The following is an 18,396-nucleotide window of genomic DNA, read 5'->3' on the forward strand; positions in this document are numbered from 1 at the left end:
GGATCGCGCCGTCGCCTGGGCTGTAACTCCGGTCGGGCTACGCCCTCCCTGCGTCACAGCCCAGGCGACAACTCTCTCATCCTGATTGACGCTCCACTGTCACCTTGATTGCCGCGCCGCAGCCGCCCAACCTGCGGCTGTTGCCTGGTTAGCAAAGTTGGCCCAGGCCGCGCCGCTGTCGAAGGAATGCGTGCGCGAGAATTGCGGGTCGGTTTTCCCCGGTGGGGTGAAGGCCTTCCTCGACAGCAGATAAACTAGCGCCGCCGCGCGTTGCGCCCATCCCCGATTGAACCCGATTAACGGGGTAAGAAAGATTTCGAATTCTGACTGACCGCGCAAGGCATAGAGAAAACGCCATGGCTGGGAGTTAAAGGCCGACGGCGCCCACCGAGCGGCCTCGAAGAAGGTGTTCAGGACTCCTTCCGGGATCTGATCTTCCGTGAACCCCCGCGGCGACCACCGGTCGATGAATATCCGATCTGCGGGATGTTCGGGGGCTCGGGTTTTGGAGGCCGGATCTTGAATGGTCACTCTCTTCTCCTTGGTCCATTTGGGGCTCGGTGGCGCCCGCTTGGTAGGGCCGCGGGCCTGGCGGCCTCGACCAGAGCCGCGCCGTCTTAGCGAGATCGACTTCACCTTTTTCGCTGCCCATGATGATCACACATCCAAACTGGACGCTCGCGCGAGCGCTATGATGGTACTGACGATCTTATCCTCGTGAACGCGCAGCAAAGCTCAACCACTCGACCTGCTCAAACGTGCTGACGTATCTGAGCACCCCGTGCCGGCGATCTGCGGATTGGACGGAAATATGGAGCGAGATTTCGCATACCTCGAGGATGGCGTTTGGATCATGGCGATTTTGATTCTCCAACAGTGCGTATTTGAACGCTTTGACGCGGTTCACGAATGGACCGCCAAAATCCAGTTCTGTTCGCGACCAAACCAATTGCCACGGCGAATCTTGCCAACGAGGACGGTCGACGCTGCGGCTCTGCAAGAAGGAGGCTCGACGAGCTTCTTGTTGATATCCCGTCAATGACTTTCAAATCCTATGCTGCTCAGCCGATGCGTGCTCAATCCATATTGGCAGTCATCCCGCCTTTAAAACCTTCCGCTTGAGCCGAAGCTCAGCTCATGCCCCCGGTGTTTCTGTCGGAGACTGCAGCAATTTGGGCGGGATAGCCGAAGTTCGTAGCACTGCGTTAATGTTCCCGGCTATGGTGTAGCCAAACACAAACCCTGTCAGCGCATTTCACTAGCATTATTCGAGGCGCCGTCGGCAACTGTCCGAGCTAAGCCACCGCCTTGGCGGGGGCTGTTCCTTCTCATCCCAGCAATCGGCGTGCCACTCGCGAGATCTGATGCGCGCCTTGCTTAAGGAAAGCAATATGCGTTCCCTCCTGCGGAATGACCGTGCTGCCTGTGTTGGCTTTCCGACATCGGGCCTCCAATCAGACATGGTTGGCTGACGAGGATAGGGACGATGATGGTGACCATCTCCCGTACCGAGCTTGAGCGTTGTTTGAGGATGAGGGGGCCCTAGGTTTTCCTCACCGGGAGGCGCTTAGCGTGGGTGAGCATCTACCGCGAATCCAACCTTGCGCGACCCCGGCGACTGCCGAGGTCGTCGTCACCCGCAGTCACCTGGCAATCTCCGGTTCCTCCCTGGCTCGCTGAGTCTGCTTTGCGCCTAATCCAAAACGTCTTCTCGCGGCTGGTCGCCGCTCCGCGGTCAAGTCGAGCGCTCAGCGCTCAAGCACGTAATCGGTCACAAGAAAACCGTCGGCGCAACGAAGCGCGGAACTAGGCCGGTCATTCCAAATCGCAGCAACAAAATACGACTGTTCAACTTCAACAAGCGCCTTTGCAGGCTTCACTGACGCATCGAGGGCGCCTTTAACAGACTGAAAGACTTCATGCGCGTCGCAACCCGATATGGCAAGCTGGCCCGCAAGTACTTGGCTTCAGTCCTTAGCCAAACGCACCATTCTGGGTCCGCAGATTGAGTGTGGGTAGCGATCACAGCCGAGACCAAGTCGACTGAAACGACTCCGTCCTTTCGATCACCAGACTGAATCCCGAGCGCGTCAATAAGATATTCTCGAGGTCACGTCGTCTCGGCCGTTGACCTATGGCCTTGCGAGCTCCCACCATGCTTGATGGGCTACGCCGCACTTGCTTGGACAAGAACCGCCATGTTTCCAGGCAGGTGCTGATTCTTCGACATTTTCTCATGTGCGCGCGGAATTTCGTGCCACGTAAACACTTCGGACAGGCAGGGATCTATGCGCCGTTCAGCAACCAGCCGATTCGCTTCCCACAGTTGATATGGGTTGGCGAAGTGGCTGCCCTGGACTCTCTTCTGCCGCATCCAGAGAAAGCGGGCATCCATCGTAAGATTGTAACCTGAGGTCCCACCACAGAGGACAACCATTCCGCCTCGTTTCACGACATAGCAGCTGACTGGAAATGTCACTTCTCCCGGGTGCTCGACGACAATGTCGACGTCGTTGCCCTTTCCTGTAATCTCCCTTATCGCTGTGCCGAAGCGGCGCACGGCCTCCATGTAATGTCTGTAGGCGGTCTCACGGACATCGGGTAGTCGCCCCCAACAGTCGAACTCCTTCCGGTTTATCACGCCCTTGGCCCCCAATGACATCACATAGTCACGCTTCGACTCGTCGGAGACGATACCAATCGCGTTCGCTCCCGTCACAGATACCAGTTGGACTGCCATCGAGCCAAGCCCGCCAGCCGCCCCCCACACTAGGGCGTTTTGACCTGGTCGGATGACGTGTGGACGATGACCGAACAACATCCTGTATGCGGTCCCAAGCGTGCCTGGATAGCAAGCGCTCGCCTCCCAGCTTAGGTGCGTTGGCCGGCGTAACAATTGACGCGATTGAACGCGTGCGAATTGCGCAAAGGATCCGTCCGGAGTTTCATAACCCCAAATTCTCTGAGAAGGCGAGAACATCGGGTCGCCGCCATTGCACTCGACATCGTCACCGTCGTCCTGATGGCAATGAACAACTACCTCGTCACCCACTTTCCATTTCTTCACGCGATCTCCGACCGCCCAAATAATTCCCGCGGCATCGGACCCCGCGATGTGATAAGAGTGCCCATGCATGTCGAAGGGCGAGACCGGCTGCCCGAGAGACGCCCAAATAACGTTATAGCCTACTCCGGCCGCCATAATCATGACTAAGGCGTCCTCTGGCCCTATCGATGGCGTATCCACCACTTCCACTTGCATTGCTATCTCTGGAGTTCCGTGCCGTTCCCGGCGTATTACCCAAGCATGCATGTGCTTCGGCGCATGACCCAGTGGCGGAATTTCCCCAATCTCGTAAAGATCCTTCGCGATAGGCTTGGCTTCGTTCGCTACGGACGGATTGTAGCCGCCATGTTGATTGATTCCGCTCATGGGTACCTCGAAGGAATTGAATGGACTGCTGACGACCCGCTCGTTGCACTTACGTTACGCCAGCGCTCGCGGTGCTACGCGACTTGCTGGATTGTTGCAGGCAACTAGCCGAAACACCTTGGTGTCAACTGCCGAGATCGCCGTCGGCGGACAGCTCGGGAACTGAAACGGCCCCGAAGTGGCGCCTGGAAGACCTGTCCCAGGCGCGCGGCAGTTGCTCAGTGAGTGTCCATAGGGCTCCAAAATCTCGCCGCATTGGTGAGAGGCCGATGCAACCGATTTCGGTGTGCGGCGATCGGCCACGCGTACAAACAGACGCAAGGTCTCTTCCCGTCGAGCGCTTTCCGCAGCTAAGCTCGACGCGCGCAACTGCACGACTTGAGACATCTCGGTCTGGAACATTCGTTCCCCCATTTCTCAGCGATATCGCACGGCTCTTCGCCCACTAGGGAGGCTCTGCATGGTCACCTCCTTCGAAGCGAGCGGATTAGAGCTTGTGGTTCGAGAAAAATATACACCTATTATGAGAAACAATCAATCGGAATGACATGCATGATGAGAACATCGGTCCCTTCGAAGAAGAGATGTGAAGCCTTAAAGAGGCAGTTGGACGAAAAATGAAGTGCGCAAGCCATTCCGTAGCCGAAAGGATGACTCCCACAATTTAGGGGAGCCGTGCATGATAATATTCGCGCGCCGTCGGAAACGCAGATTCTGGTCACCCTGCACAGTTGGATTGAAGGGCTGTTTGAACGCGTAGTCTTGCACTGGGTATATCCGCATGAATCGTCCATCGCCATTTTGTTCAGAGAGAACACGAGAGCGGCCGGACCCATGATAATCGCTGCGCGAGGCGCACTCCTTTTCAGGCATTAATGCAGTAAGAAGGATCTAAACGCCATATCGCCGTACGTTGAAGCCAACTGGCGTCGTATCATTGACTGTGCGGCCGCGATTGGGCGAGAATCTTCGCCGCACTTTGGCGGAAACGTTGCTCTTAATGCTGTTGTTATACGAGAGATCCACGGCAACGAGGTTCAATCTATTCCAGCACAGAATTGCGCTGCAATCCCTGCAGCCCGGCCTGGTACAGGTCTCCTATTGCTTTGTCCTACGTTTGACAAAATCGGTTCACAGGAGCGATTTGGCACTTACCGCGAGTGCCCTCGTCCCGGCACAAAGACCAGCTTTGTCAAAGTGCGAAGGTCAATCAGCTATCGGATCCAGCAGGTTGTTATTCTTAGATCCGCCCGAAATGCCATTGATCGCGAGCTGGAAGGACGCTGACGTCGAAATCGTTCGCGCAAGCTCAGCGACAACCGGTCCTAACGTACTCCTGGCGGTGTTAGCGCTCCACCGTGCAGCCGGGGCAACTATCCCTAACGAGGCAACCACCATGTTGCGACGACCAAACACGGGTGCTGCGATCGAGATCTCGCCGGCGGTGCGCTCTTCATCGACGATGGCAAAGCCATCGCGACGAATCCTGCGAAGCGCTCGCTCGATCTTATCAATATCGGTAATTGTACGAGAAGTGTGCGCCCTAAAGTGCGAGCGCCGCAATAGGGTTTCCACTCTCTCGTTCGGCAGGAAGGCCAAGATGCTTCGCCCCATAGCTGTACAAAAGGCCGGCATCTTCCCACCGCTTCGGAGGTTGATATTAATGGAGTATCGGCTCGGGAGGCAGTAGACACAAGTAATCGCGGTGCCGTCCAATCGGAATAGAGCCACAGCTTCGTCCCATTTGGCGTTGCAATCAGCGAATACCGGCGCAACACTCCTAATGAGTTCATCCGAGTGGTGAAGAAATGAGCCGAACTCGACGAGTTTGGGGCCAAGGCTATAGCGCTTCGTTAAACTGTCCTTCTCGAGATACCCGAGAGCGGAGAGAGTGAAGGCGAACCGTTGAGCGGCGCTCTTGTTGAGTCCAGAGCGCTCGGTAATCTCAACTAGGGAAAGGCTGTGATCGGCACGGCCGACCGTCTCCAATACCTGCAGCCCTTTCTCAAACGACGTGACAAACAATTTAGATTGAACGATCGCGGGAGCTCCCGACAAACGTCCGCTTGGCGTGTTCGGCGACTTAGATCGGCTAGTCGCCTCAATTGATCGGACTACGAAATCGCTTACCACTTCTTTACACCGCAGTTGATGACGTGGATCGCATTCAGGGCGTTGCGCATGCCGGCGCACTACTCCAAATTTTGAGCGAGATCGGCGATCGAGGCTCCCAAAAGAACGGCCGATGTTTCAAGATGCAGCTGTATTATTTCAGCCTCCACATAGCGAAGCAAGTGAAGAATTCCCTCTAGTTGTTTTTTCTCCTTACGGCCAACCAAAGATGGAGCATCCTCCGCGGCGATCACGCGTTTGTCGCTTTTGTTCCGACATGGCGACGCGCCAGCTGTCGCTTGGTGAATAGAAGAAGTGTCATCGATCACGTTGTAATTCAACGAGATGAGGAAAATTGGAATATATCTTGTTGAGCGATTCTCACGAAGGCGTTGACACGTGTTCAATGCATCTCCGATTGGCGGAGACGCGACGAGGATGAGATCTGGCTGAGAGTCTGCGGCTGCAAACACGCTACGCTCAAATTCAGCGGCAACCAGACAAACCTCCGATTGATCAAGCACTTTCGACAATCGGTCCAAGTAAGGCCTTGCCGCGATTGCCAATACCATTGGTGCGCGACGTTCAGTCGACAAGGGCCGCTCAAAGCAAATTGAACGGCAGCTGCTACTAGCTCGCATTTTGGGAACCGCTCTTCGGAGGCGTGTATTCTTTCGCATGATGTGCAGCCTCAATCTCCACGTGGGGTTCTGTGGAATCCATACGCCTCTGCAGAGCTTCACGATCTCGGGATGTCTCGAACCATGGTTTCCAACTGGCGGGGCTACGGTCGCGTACCTGTCGTCGGTATCAATGGTGAAACAATACGGCAAAACGGGAGGCAATCTGCCTACCAATTTTGGGAGGGAAGCGCAGGAACGCTTGTCGTTGACAAATTGGCTCAATGATCGCCGCATGTCGATCATGGGTAAGCGCGATTTTCCCCGCACGTTGACGCCGGCGGTTTTGATGGATTGCCCTAGTATCGGGCGATACCGGGCCGTTCAGGCAGTGGCGGCTTTGTGGAAGTTGAAGGGCAGCAGGTCGGTAATATCGGCGTCGCCGGCGCGCTGAGGCGATTCGGTGAGGACGTGGCGCAACCACGCTAACGGCTCGACACGTGAGGCGCGGCAGGTCAGCATCAGGCTGTAGACGACGGCACTGGCCTTGGCTCCGTCCACGGTATCGCTGAACAACCAACTCTTCCTGCCAGTTGCAAAAACCCTGATGTCGCGCTCCAGAAGATTGTTGTCGATCGGCATGCTGCCGTCCCCGGTGTAGCGTGTCAGATATTCCCATTGGTTTCGGGTGTAGGATACGGCGTCGCCGAGCTTGCTGTCAGGCAAGACCTTCGGGGCCATGTCATCGAGCCATACCTTGAGAGCATTGAGGATGGGGACACTATGTTGCTGGCGGAAGCGGCGAATGCAGTCGGCCTGTGTTTCACCCTTCTCCGGTGTTCCGTCCCGCGCCTGCCTTTCAACCCGGTAGAGCTGGTCGAAGAACCGCAGCGCTTGCTCGGGCGGACCGCCGCCCTTCTTCCTCGCCCTGAGGGCATCGACAAAGCGCCGCCGGGAGTGGGCCATGCAGCCGATGTGGGTGGCCCGTTCCAGCGTGCGCCATGCGGTATAGCCGTCACTCATCACGATGCCGCGGTAATCGCCGAGGAAGGCCTGCGGGTGGATTTGGCCGCGGCCCGGCTGATAATCCAGAAGAACGATGGGCTCGTGATTGCCCTTGCCGCTGCGATAAGCCCACATATACGATGTGCTGGTGGCCTTTTTGTCCTTCTCCTTGAGGACCTGAACCGTCGTCTCGTCGCCATGGATGAGAGGCTGCGATCTGAGCCGCAGCTTCAGGGCGTCATAGATGCGGGAGAGATGTTTCTCGCTCGAGCCGATCACCCAGCGACCCAACGCGCCGCGGCTGACCGGAACACCGGCGCGTTCGAAGGCCTGCGCCAGGCAGTAGAGCGGCGTGCCATCGACATATTTATGAACCAGCGCGAACGCCAGCGTTGAGGCCGTGGCAACGCTGCCCGGCAGAGGCTGCGTCGGCATCGGCGCGGTCACGACAGGGGCGTTGATCCCGGTGCGATCGCAATGGCGGCACGCATATTTGAAGCGTACGTTCTGTAAAACCTTCGCCTTCACCTCGATATGAAGTTGCTCGGTGACAGCCTCGCCCATGCGATGCATCTGGCCACGGCAGCAAGGACACGCCTTCTGATCGTCGGGCAGGTCATACTCGACGCGCTCACGCGGCAGATTCGCCGGCAGCGGCCTGCGGCCGCGCTTCTTTCCCGTTGTGTTTTCGACGGGTGGCAAGCCCGTGTCCGGAAGTTCGGCGATATTGTTCGTTTCACTGCCGGCGTCATCCTCATCGGCGGCCTGCTCGGCTTCATTGAAGAGACGAGCGACGTGCTTTTCGCTGCGTGGCGCAAAACGATGCAGGCGTGCCAGCGCCAGTTCTTCCTCGAGTTTGATGACGCGGTCGGCGAGTTGATGGTTCTCCGCCTCCAGCGCAGCAATGCGCGCCAACAGCACTTCAACACTCGGATCGCCGGTTCGATTCATCGGATTCTTGAATCTGAACCGTACCGACGCGTCAACCGCTCAACTCGAGAGCTCAGCCGGCTACCTGATATTGCCGCACCGGATGGCGGACCATCGCATCGATATCGATGCCGTCAAGGATCCAGTGCAATTGCTCGGTTGTCAGCGTGACAACCGCCTCCTGGCGGCGCGGCCATCGGAACTTGTCCTCGGTCAACCGCTTCAGGACCAGCACAAAGCCGGACCGGTCGAAGAACAGCAACTTCATCCGGTCGCAACGGCGATTGCGGAACGCAAAAACCGCCGGAGTGAATGGATCGAGCGCCATCGTCTCCTGGACCAGGACCGCAAGGCTGTTGATGCCAGCCCGGAAGTCGATCGGCTCACGGTGCAGATAGACCTGCAGGTCACCGCCCAGTCTGAACATGGCCCAGTGCTCCGATGATCGCCGTCAATGCATCCACATCGCCGCATTCCAGCGCGAGCTTCACGCCGTTCGGCAGCGACACGCTCACTTTGGCCGGAAAGCAAAAAGCTGGAGTCCCTTTGGGTTCCGAACCACGCACTTCATCGCAAGTCGCCGGCAAATCCACCGTCGCCACGCCGTCTTGCCGCGACAGGGCTCGATCGGCGGACCCCTCAAGCTGAACCGGGATGAACGCCGGGCGCGAAGACGGCGGCAGCGACCTGGTGGCGGTGTGCTTCTTAATCCACTTGCGAAGGAGGTTCGCGTTGACCCCATGTTCGAGTGCAAGCCTCGATACCGAAACCCCAGGCTCAAGGCAGGCCGTGACAAGACGCTCTTTCGATGCCGCCTCGTAGCGCCGGCGACCGTTCCGGCCAACAAGCCTGACCCGCAGTTTCTGATCATCCGCTGCCATCACAAGGTGTCCACCTATTTTGGTGGACACCTTGTGCATCAGAGCAATCAGAAGCAAAAGGTGCGGAGAAATTCGCGCTTACGATCATGGGGCTGGAGCGTTCGAAGCAACTCCTGTGCTGCTCTGGTGGAGGTAAGTAAATTGCTCTGCTCGTGTTTCGCTGAGTGCGATGCGGCGAGACGCACCTCGGCATCTCTTCCGGGAGCCCGCTAACGGGCTTGACCGCCAGATACTGATCGTCGCGATTCCCAACTCATCGGATGCACCGGAAGTACGACAATTATGCCGCGTTGCGTCCCTACCAACCCTTGAAAGCTACGCTCGACGAGTTATTGGAATTGCTGCTTCAGGGATTGCCTGTCGGATGAGGCGTGCCATGTTGCTAGAGTGAGGCAGGCGCACTTGGCGACGAAATTGAGGACGCGCACTTAGAGATCCTGCAATTGCGCGGCGACAATCCCTTCGTGCTCGATCTTGGGGACGAGCCGGGTTTCTGCTGATCAAGGGCCTTGGATTATCATTCGATCGTTCGCCAGTGAACGTGGCCTAAAGCGGGATGGGGTTAGGTTGAATCGATTTTGGATTGAACGAAGCCGCTGCCGCGGCGTAAGGGGCAAGGTGGCGTAGATCGCCTCCTGGCTGAGAGGATGTGGGTGTTGGAGCCCACCCCCCTCAGACAGGAGTATCGAGATGGCCGATTTGAGCCCTCTTCGCCGCCGCATGATCGAAGACCCGTCCGCAATCTGTCGCCGGCGACGCAGCGATCCTACATCAGCGCGGTTTCGAAGTTCAGCCGCTATTTTGGCCGATCGCCTGAGCGGTTGGAGCTGGAAGACGTCCGCGCGTTCCAGGTGCATCTGGTCTCGACCGGCATCTCATGGCCGGCGCTGAACCAGATCGTCTGTGCGCTACGGTTTTTCTACGGCGTCACGCTCGGCGAGGCGCTCATCCCGGAGCGCATTCCCTATGCGCGAGAACCACGCAAGCTGCCGGTCGTGCTCAGCGCCGACGAAGTGGTTCAGTTTCTTGAAGCGGTATCGAGTCTGAAGAGCCGCGCCGCGCTCACCACCGCCCATGCGGCCGGGCTCAGGGCCTCCGAAGTCGCGGGACTGCGGATCGAAGACATCGACAGCGCCCGCGGCGTCATCCAGGTGCGCCACGGCAAGGGCGCGAAGGATCGTAACGTGATGCTGTCGCCCCAGCTGCTGGGCATCCTGCGCACCTACTGGCGGCTCGCCCGGCCGCGGCTTTATCTGTTCCCGGGACGTGACGAAGATCATCCGATCGATCAGACCGTGTTGCATGCCGCCTGCCGGTCGGCGGTGAAGGCTGCGGGCCTGACCAAGCGCGTCACACTGCACACGCTGCGCCACAGCTTCGCGACGCATCTTCTCGAGAACGGAACCGATATCCGGATCATCCAGGTCTTGCTCGGGCACAACAATTTGTCGTCGACAGCGCGCTACACGCAGGTCGCCACCGATACGATCCGAGCGACCCAGAGCCCGCTCGATCGCCTGTCGCTGGAGGTGACGCCACCTGGATGATCCGCGGCGGGAAGTGGGTCATGACCCGCTCCGACAGCCGCTCCAACAGGCCCGCCATCGAGATTGCCGATATTCTGCGCCGGCATGGCGACGCCTATCGCCGTGTACATGCCGGTCATCTCGGTCGGGTCGAGCGGCGCGTGATGAGCGCGATCGTGGCGTGCCGGACCGAGGCGCTCGGTGGCCACGTGGAGGCTTGCGACGACTGCGGCACGACACGCGTTGCCTATAATTCCTGCCGCAACCGGCACTGTCCGAAGTGTCAGGGGAGAGCCCGAGCCGCGTGGCTCGCCGCGCGTCAAGCCGACCTGCTTCCGGTTCCCTATTTCCACGTCGTCTTCACACTGCCGGCTCCGATCGCCGCGATCGCCTTTCAGAACAAGGCCATCGTTTATGCGATCCCGTTCAAAGCCGCCGCCGAGGCGATGTCGACGCTCGCCGCCAACCCACGCCGGCTCGGCGGTGCGATCGGCGGCGTCGCCGTCCTCCACACCTGGGGGGCAGGCGCTGATGCATCATCCCCACGTCCACTGCGTCGTGCCGGGCGGCGGCCTCTCGCCCGATGGCGCGCGCTGGATCGCTTGCCGACCGAACTTCTTCCTGGCCGTCAAACCGTTGTCCAGACTATTTCGCACACTTTTTCTCAAACGTCTGTCGGCAGCCTTCAACTCCGGTGCCTTGCGTTTCTTCGGCGATCTCGGAGCTCTGGCAGAGCCGGCTGCCTTCGCGGCCCACCTCGACGTCATGCGACGCATCAACTGGGTTGTTTACGCCAAGCGGCCCTTCGGCGGGCCCGCACAGGTGCTGGCCTATCTCGGCCGCTACACCCATCGCGTCGCCATCGCCAACAGCCGGCTCGCAGCCCTCGACGAGGATCACGTCGCCTTTACCTGGAAGGACTACCGCCAGAACGGCGCGACAAAGATCATGAGGCTCAAGCGCGACGAGTTCATCCGCCGCTTCCTTCTTCACACGCTGCCCGACGGCTTCCATCGCATCCGCCACTTCGGCTTCATGGCCAACGGCCATCGCGCTGCCAAACTCGCCCTCTGCCGCAAACTTCTCGATCATGAGCGGACAGCGCCAAACAATGCCGAGCCGTCGCCCTTGGATTCGGCCCTCCATACCCGGGCCGAGGTTCCTGCCTGTCCCGATTGTGGGGGCGTCATGCGCATCGTCGAGCGCTTTCGACACAGCTGCAGCCGCTCCAGCCCTCGAACCCCGCCATTCCGATGCGACACGTCGTGAGTCAGTTCGTGCCCTGCACGACGATCATCATTCCCAGCGTCTCGATCACCGCCGACGCGGTCGAAACCGTGTCGCCACACCGCGCGACGACAACCATTCAATGCAGCGGACCATCGATCGCGACCGCCTGCAAAAACGCTCCCGGTCTCAAATTGCCGCCGATGCGCAGCCAGCACGTCTCCGCTTCAGATACACAGTCTGCCGATAGCTAGCTGCGATCTCGAACAATCCCCATAGCCTCACCACCGTGCCCACCCTCCCGCGCCTTCGTTCAATCCGGCTTCAATGAGGTCGCGTGATAAGCGCTTGCCGCGCCCTGCGTGAGCGCGACCTTACAGAACCCTCCAGATTCCCAAATCAGTCGGTTTCTGATTCACCATGCTAGCTGGGCGGGAGGCCAGCATGGATGGGCAAGCCGTACTCTCTGGATATTCGCAAGCGCGTTGTAGCGGCAATTGAGAGCGGGATGTCCCGCAATTCAGGCCGCGAAGCAGTTTGGGGTGGCGATCAACACGGCCATCGGCTGGATGAAGCGGGTCGATGAGACCGGTAGCGGTGAGCCTGGCCAGATCGGCGGTTACAAGCCGTAGGCAATTTCGGGCGAGTACGCGGTCTGGCTGTCGCAGCGTATTAAGGACGGCGATTTCACCATACGGGGGCTCGTTGCCGAGCTTGCGGGACGCGGCCTAAAGGTCGACTATCACTCGGTGTGGGACTTCGTGCATGCCGAGAAGCTCAGCTTCAAAAAAAGCGTGGCGGCTGGCGAACGCGATTGTCCCGCGGTCGCGCGGCGGCGAGCCCAGTGGGCAAAGTATCAAGGTCGCGTCGAGGCTGAGCGGGTGGTCTTCATTGACGAGATCTGGACCAGAACGGACATGGCGCCCTTGCGGGGATGGACGCCGCGCGGACTCCCCGCCAAGGTTCCCCGCGGCCGCTGGAAGACCATGACCTTCCTGGCGGCGCTTCGTCATGACCGGATCGATGCGCCATGGTTCATCGAAAGACCGATCGATGGCGTGAGCTTTCGGACCTATGTCGAGAAGTTTCTCCTATCCGTTCTTCGGCCCGACGATATCGTTGTCTTGGACAACCTCGGCAGCCACAAGGGCAAAGCAGTTCGCCAGCTCATCCGTTCGGTCCGCGCCAAACTCTTCTTCCTGCCAAAATACTCGCCCGACCTGAACCCGATCGGGCAGGTCTTTGCAAGCTCAAGCACCTGCTCTGCAAGGCTGCCGCGCGAACCGTCGACGCGGTCTGCGCTGCAATCGGCAAGGCACTCGATGCCTTCACACCCAACGAATGCGCCAACTACCTCAAAAATTCAGGATATCGAACTTAATGCCATCATGCTTTAGCTTCGCGCTCCCGCCCGACGTTGCGGACGTACCTTTATTCGAGAGCGCTATGACATCTACTAACAATGAGTATCAGGTGCCTACAGCGCCGGCCAGATACCCGTCGGTTCCAGCGACGGCCTTCGCGACCACGGCCCTCGCGGCCTCGTCCAATTCTACGATCGGGAGCCGCGTACCGGGGTGCATCAAGCCGAGGAAGCTCAAGGCATATTTCAGAGCAGCCGGACTTTCCTTTGAAAGGCAGGATTCGAGGGGGGCCAACTTCTCTTGAAGGAACTGTGCGGTCTGAAAGCGCCCTTGTCTCACACTGCAAAAAATAGCCTGACACAGGTCCGGCCTCACGTTCGCGACCAGCGAGACACAGCCATGTCCGCCTTGTGCGATATAGGCCAAGGCCGTTCCGTCGTCACCAGACAACCATCGAAAGCCGCATCTTAGCAGCGTCCTTAGGCGCATAGAACGGTTGATGTCCCCGGTCCCGTCTCTCAGTCCGACGAACTGCTTGCTTTCGGCGAGGCGGAGAAGCGTGTCATTCGCCAATTCGCGGGCAGTCCACCCAGGCGCGTCGTGCAGGATGATTGGTAACCCGGTCGACTCGGCGATGGCGCGAAAATGCGCGTAGATGCCGTTCTGCATGGGCTTATTGTAGTAGGGCACGACGGAAAGGACCGCGTCGGCGCCGGCCATTTCCGCGCGCCGTGTTGTTTCGATGGCGCGGTTGGTGGAGTTCGAACCTGCGCCCACGATAATCCGGGTGCGACCTCGGGCGATCTCGACAGCCGCACGGACCATGATGTCTCGCTCTGCGTCCGAAAGGGTCGAAGCTTCGCCGGCAGTCTCGCAAACCACCAAGCCCGAAGCGCCGGCTGCGATCTGGTATTCACAAAGGCGTTCTAAGGCTCCAAGATCTATGCGGTCTGCTTTATCGAATGGAGTGGGGAGATCGGGTATGTAACCCATCAGCCAAGCTGAGGTATTTGGTGCCGAGGTCACGCCGCTTGCTCCATCTGTCCGAAGATTCGCCAAAAGACCAAAAGCAAAAGATCGCAATGGCATTAAGGCCAGATTCAATCCGAGAGACCGTCCGGCTCCAATTCGTTAGCGAGATGCCCCTCGTCAAAATCCATCAAAACTCCGATAGCTGATTGGCGTTGAGCAACTGTGATGCCAGAGTAAGCCCTCCTATCAGGTTCTCGCCCGTGCCCAGACCGACAAACGTGCCACCTTTTGGTGTGGAACACTCGCGGGCCTGGCGCCTCGACCAATCCGCGCAATCTTAGCGACAGCTAGAGTTTCATCTTTTGGATGCTCGTTATGGATTACACTATGGATTCTGAGTTGGCGGGTGACCACAATCGCGTTCATTTATGACATCTTCTTGGTCGGAGGCGCAGCAAAAGCTCAGCCATTCGATCGCCCTCAGTTCGGTCGACGTATCAGGCACGCGTCGCGCTCGGCGATCAGCGGTCTGACGGGATGTCGAGTTCGATTTCGCGTGACACCTCAACGATGGCTTCTGGATGACGGCCATTCTTGCGGAGTGCGTATTTGAGCGCTTCTGCTCGGCTCACGAACAGGCCACCAAAAATGCCGTTCTGTTGGCGGACAACCCAGTTGCCACAGCGATCCCTGCCAACAAGGACGGCCGAGGCTGCGGGGCTGCACGAATGAGGTTCGACGAGCTTCATGTTCATGATCCTTCAAGGATATGTCCCTCAGCCGATACATCCCAAATCTGTGCTGTAGTTGTTCAAAGATCGTCAGCCTGCAGGATAGCTAACTGACCGCACTCGAATGATGTCTCGTGAATCATGAATTCGAGGGCAAGGTCATGCCGATCTCAAAAGGCCATATTTTGCTTGCTCAAAATGTCCGCATCTTCAAGAACGCTGGCTTACTCGAGCGTCTCGGCACAGTTCCGATATTGTGGGAGTGGCCAATCGCCTATTCGAAGCGGCTCTTCGGAACTGCGAGACCATCGCTCGACCAGTTGCCTCGCGACGGGACGTTCCTCCGGGAGACGCACCTGTAAGGGCGCGCCTAGCGTGATCTGTCTGGAAGACTCTCCGATTACGCCTAAGCGAAGCACGGCACGTCGTCAGCGGATTGTTCAAGATCAATCGCGGAGGCGTCATCGGCAACTCCCGAAAGGAACCTACCGCTTTGGCAGTAGGTCTTTTGTTCTCATCCCAGCAACCACCGTGCCACTCGCTAAAGATGATGCGCGGCCATGCTTGACGGAAATGAAGAGGCGTATCCTGTCAGTTGCCTGTGGAACGGCTTGTTTCTTTCGTCGGCTTTCTGACACAAGGTCTTCAAGTGGACATGGATGGCTCAAGGAGATCAACGAATGATGACGGCGGCCTCAGCTGGAAGGGTTGTTAGGACGGCGGGCTTTGTGTGGAGCAGCTCGGCATCGGTAAGTTATCCGGCATAATGCAGTGTGTCGCCCGCATCCAGGTTGCTCGCGGGCTGCTAACCCGGATGGTCATCATCTGTGATGACATCAAACCACGTTGGGTAAATATCTGACGAGCCGGTCTCTAAACCCGGCGACCCTGTGATACAGCCAAGCAGAAAATTCAAGCAAGTTGTCGATCGCCGTCAGATTGTAGAAGGGGACAGAGGTCTACACTGCATTCGAAGCGCGCAGTCACCGTATCGGACCTAGTCCGTTCGGGCGATGGCCGGGCGCAGGCCTGCGATGATGCGTCGCGACCGCTCCGATGGGTTGACGCAGTCAGTTATCCCGCCGAAAATGTGGACTAGGGTCTGTTGAGATTCAGGATTGAACGAAGCCGCTGCCGCGGCGTAAGGGGCAAGGTGGCGTAGATCGCCTCCTGGCTGAGAGGATGTGGGTGTTGGAGCCCACCCCCCTCAGACAGGAGTATCGAGATGGCCGATTTGAGCCCTCTTCGCCGCCGCATGATCGAAGACCCGTCCGCAATCTGTCGCCGGCGACGCAGCGATCCTACATCAGCGCGGTTTCGAAGTTCAGCCGCTATTTTGGCCGATCGCCTGAGCGGTTGGAGCTGGAAGACGTCCGCGCGTTCCAGGTGCATCTGGTCTCGACCGGCATCTCATGGCCGGCGCTGAACCAGATCGTCTGTGCGCTACGGTTTTTCTACGGCGTCACGCTCGGCGAGGCGCTCATCCCGGAGCGCATTCCCTATGCGCGAGAACCACGCAAGCTGCCGGTCGTGCTCAGCGCCGACGAAGTGGTTCAGTTTCTTGAAGCGGTATCGAGTCTGAAGAGCCGCGCCGCGCTCACCACCGCCCATGCGGCCGGGCTCAGGGCCTCCGAAGTCGCGGGACTGCGGATCGAAGACATCGACAGCGCCCGCGGCGTCATCCAGGTGCGCCACGGCAAGGGCGCGAAGGATCGTAACGTGATGCTGTCGCCCCAGCTGCTGGGCATCCTGCGCACCTACTGGCGGCTCGCCCGGCCGCGGCTTTATCTGTTCCCGGGACGTGACGAAGATCATCCGATCGATCAGACCGTGTTGCATGCCGCCTGCCGGTCGGCGGTGAAGGCTGCGGGCCTGACCAAGCGCGTCACACTGCACACGCTGCGCCACAGCTTCGCGACGCATCTTCTCGAGAACGGAACCGATATCCGGATCATCCAGGTCTTGCTCGGGCACAACAATTTGTCGTCGACAGCGCGCTACACGCAGGTCGCCACCGATACGATCCGAGCGACCCAGAGCCCGCTCGATCGCCTGTCGCTGGAGGTGACGCCACCTGGATGATCCGCGGCGGGAAGTGGGTCATGACCCGCTCCGACAGCCGCTCCAACAGGCCCGCCATCGAGATTGCCGATATTCTGCGCCGGCATGGCGACGCCTATCGCCGTGTACATGCCGGTCATCTCGGTCGGGTCGAGCGGCGCGTGATGAGCGCGATCGTGGCGTGCCGGACCGAGGCGCTCGGTGGCCACGTGGAGGCTTGCGACGACTGCGGCACGACACGCGTTGCCTATAATTCCTGCCGCAACCGGCACTGTCCGAAGTGTCAGGGGAGAGCCCGAGCCGCGTGGCTCGCCGCGCGTCAAGCCGACCTGCTTCCGGTTCCCTATTTCCACGTCGTCTTCACACTGCCGGCTCCGATCGCCGCGATCGCCTTTCAGAACAAGGCCATCGTTTATGCGATCCCGTTCAAAGCCGCCGCCGAGGCGATGTCGACGCTCGCCGCCAACCCACGCCGGCTCGGCGGTGCGATCGGCGGCGTCGCCGTCCTCCACACCTGGGGGGCAGGCGCTGATGCATCATCCCCACGTCCACTGCGTCGTGCCGGGCGGCGGCCTCTCGCCCGATGGCGCGCGCTGGATCGCTTGCCGACCGAACTTCTTCCTGGCCGTCAAACCGTTGTCCAGACTATTTCGCACACTTTTTCTCAAACGTCTGTCGGCAGCCTTCAACTCCGGTGCCTTGCGTTTCTTCGGCGATCTCGGAGCTCTGGCAGAGCCGGCTGCCTTCGCGGCCCACCTCGACGTCATGCGACGCATCAACTGGGTTGTTTACGCCAAGCGGCCCTTCGGCGGGCCCGCACAGGTGCTGGCCTATCTCGGCCGCTACACCCATCGCGTCGCCATCGCCAACAGCCGGCTCGCAGCCCTCGACGAGGATCACGTCGCCTTTACCTGGAAGGACTACCGCCAGAACGGCGCGACAAAGATCATGAGGCTCAAGCGCGACGAGTTCATCCGCCGCTTCCTTCTTCACACGCTGCCCGACGGCTTCCATCGCATCCGCCACTTCGGCTTCATGGCCAACGGCCATCGCGCTGCCAAACTCGCCCTCTGCCGCAAACTTCTCGATCATGAGCGGACAGCGCCAAACAATGCCGAGCCGTCGCCCTTGGATTCGGCCCTCCATACCCGGGCCGAGGTTCCTGCCTGTCCCGATTGTGGGGGCGTCATGCGCATCGTCGAGCGCTTTCGACACAGCTGCAGCCGCTCCAGCCCTCGAACCCCGCCATTCCGATGCGACACGTCGTGAGTCAGTTCGTGCCCTGCACGACGATCATCATTCCCAGCGTCTCGATCACCGCCGACGCGGTCGAAACCGTGTCGCCACACCGCGCGACGACAACCATTCAATGCAGCGGACCATCGATCGCGACCGCCTGCAAAAACGCTCCCGGTCTCAAATTGCCGCCGATGCGCAGCCAGCACGTCTCCGCTTCAGATACACAGTCTGCCGATAGCTAGCTGCGATCTCGAACAATCCCCATAGCCTCACCACCGTGCCCACCCTCCCGCGC

At 59.3% G+C, this 18,396-nt stretch carries 11 protein-coding genes and 5 pseudogenes; 7 read left to right on the top strand and 9 right to left on the bottom strand.

Annotated elements, in window-relative coordinates; genetic code table 11:
• Window positions 1-99: 99 nt before the first annotated feature.
• The 7 genes from ACYCVF_RS35815 to tnpA form a co-directional block, all read right to left on the bottom strand.
• Window positions 100-531, bottom strand: coding sequence for a nitroreductase family protein (locus tag ACYCVF_RS35815; protein WP_459607566.1), 432 nt, complete (start codon window positions 529-531; stop codon window positions 100-102).
• Window positions 532-2,167: 1,636 nt separating this feature from the next.
• A complete protein-coding gene (gene ccrA / locus ACYCVF_RS35820; protein ID WP_459607565.1) occupies window positions 2,168-3,433 on the bottom strand; it encodes a crotonyl-CoA carboxylase/reductase in 1,266 nt (421 codons plus the stop codon).
• Between the two features lie 1,206 nt (window positions 3,434-4,639).
• Window positions 4,640-5,458: an IclR family transcriptional regulator gene (locus ACYCVF_RS35825; RefSeq protein ID WP_459607563.1), complete on the bottom strand. Its 819-nt coding sequence runs from the start codon at window positions 5,456-5,458 to the stop codon at window positions 4,640-4,642.
• Window positions 5,459-5,625: 167 nt separating this feature from the next.
• Window positions 5,626-6,141 carry a PleD family two-component system response regulator gene (locus tag ACYCVF_RS35830; RefSeq protein ID WP_459607561.1) on the bottom strand — a complete coding sequence of 172 codons (516 nt, stop codon included), beginning with the start codon at window positions 6,139-6,141 and terminating at the stop codon, window positions 5,626-5,628.
• 408 nt (window positions 6,142-6,549) lie between these two features.
• A complete protein-coding gene (gene tnpC, locus ACYCVF_RS35835; RefSeq protein WP_459607559.1) occupies window positions 6,550-8,121 on the bottom strand; it encodes an IS66 family transposase in 1,572 nt (523 codons plus the stop codon).
• 52 nt (window positions 8,122-8,173) lie between these two features.
• Window positions 8,174-8,527: an IS66 family insertion sequence element accessory protein TnpB gene (gene tnpB, locus ACYCVF_RS35840; protein ID WP_459607557.1), complete on the bottom strand. Its 354-nt coding sequence runs from the start codon at window positions 8,525-8,527 to the stop codon at window positions 8,174-8,176.
• A complete protein-coding gene (gene tnpA, locus ACYCVF_RS35845; RefSeq protein ID WP_459607555.1) occupies window positions 8,508-8,981 on the bottom strand; it encodes an IS66-like element accessory protein TnpA in 474 nt (157 codons plus the stop codon). Before tnpA ends, tnpB begins: the two co-directional genes overlap by 20 nt.
• Before the next feature lie 690 nt (window positions 8,982-9,671).
• On the opposite strand from tnpA, the pseudogene ACYCVF_RS35850 reads away from it, so the two are divergent.
• The 4 genes and pseudogenes from ACYCVF_RS35850 to ACYCVF_RS35865 all read left to right on the top strand — a co-directional run bounded on the left by ACYCVF_RS35850 (window position 9,672) and on the right by ACYCVF_RS35865 (window position 13,115).
• A pseudogene (locus ACYCVF_RS35850) lies at window positions 9,672-10,528 on the top strand (tyrosine-type recombinase/integrase).
• Window positions 10,529-10,548: 20 nt separating this feature from the next.
• Window positions 10,549-11,776: pseudogene (locus tag ACYCVF_RS35855) on the top strand (IS91 family transposase).
• Complete coding sequence (locus tag ACYCVF_RS35860) at window positions 11,773-11,988, top strand: hypothetical protein (protein WP_459607551.1); 216 nt, start codon at window positions 11,773-11,775, stop codon at window positions 11,986-11,988. The pseudogene ACYCVF_RS35855 and the gene ACYCVF_RS35860 overlap by 4 nt, the downstream one beginning before the upstream one ends.
• A 194-nt stretch (window positions 11,989-12,182) precedes the next feature.
• Window positions 12,183-13,115, top strand: a pseudogene (locus ACYCVF_RS35865) (IS630 family transposase).
• Between the two features lie 88 nt (window positions 13,116-13,203).
• Here ACYCVF_RS35865 and dapA read toward each other — a convergent pair.
• Window positions 13,204-14,091: a 4-hydroxy-tetrahydrodipicolinate synthase gene (gene dapA / locus ACYCVF_RS35870; RefSeq protein ID WP_459607568.1), complete on the bottom strand. Its 888-nt coding sequence runs from the start codon at window positions 14,089-14,091 to the stop codon at window positions 13,204-13,206.
• A gap of 500 nt (window positions 14,092-14,591) precedes the next feature.
• The gene (locus ACYCVF_RS35875; protein WP_459607553.1) at window positions 14,592-14,819 is read right to left on the bottom strand and encodes a hypothetical protein; all 228 of its coding nucleotides are present in this window, start codon (window positions 14,817-14,819) and stop codon (window positions 14,592-14,594) included.
• A gap of 1,207 nt (window positions 14,820-16,026) precedes the next feature.
• On the opposite strand from ACYCVF_RS35875, the pseudogene ACYCVF_RS35880 reads away from it, so the two are divergent.
• The 3 genes and pseudogenes from ACYCVF_RS35880 to ACYCVF_RS35890 all read left to right on the top strand — a co-directional run bounded on the left by ACYCVF_RS35880 (window position 16,027) and on the right by ACYCVF_RS35890 (window position 18,343).
• Window positions 16,027-16,883: pseudogene (locus ACYCVF_RS35880) on the top strand (tyrosine-type recombinase/integrase).
• A 20-nt stretch (window positions 16,884-16,903) separates the two neighbouring features.
• Window positions 16,904-18,131, top strand: a pseudogene (locus ACYCVF_RS35885) (IS91 family transposase).
• A complete protein-coding gene (locus ACYCVF_RS35890; RefSeq protein ID WP_459607551.1) occupies window positions 18,128-18,343 on the top strand; it encodes a hypothetical protein in 216 nt (71 codons plus the stop codon). The pseudogene ACYCVF_RS35885 and the gene ACYCVF_RS35890 overlap by 4 nt, the downstream one beginning before the upstream one ends.
• Window positions 18,344-18,396 lie beyond the last annotated feature (53 nt).

This window comes from Bradyrhizobium cedriense, from assembly GCF_054602315.1.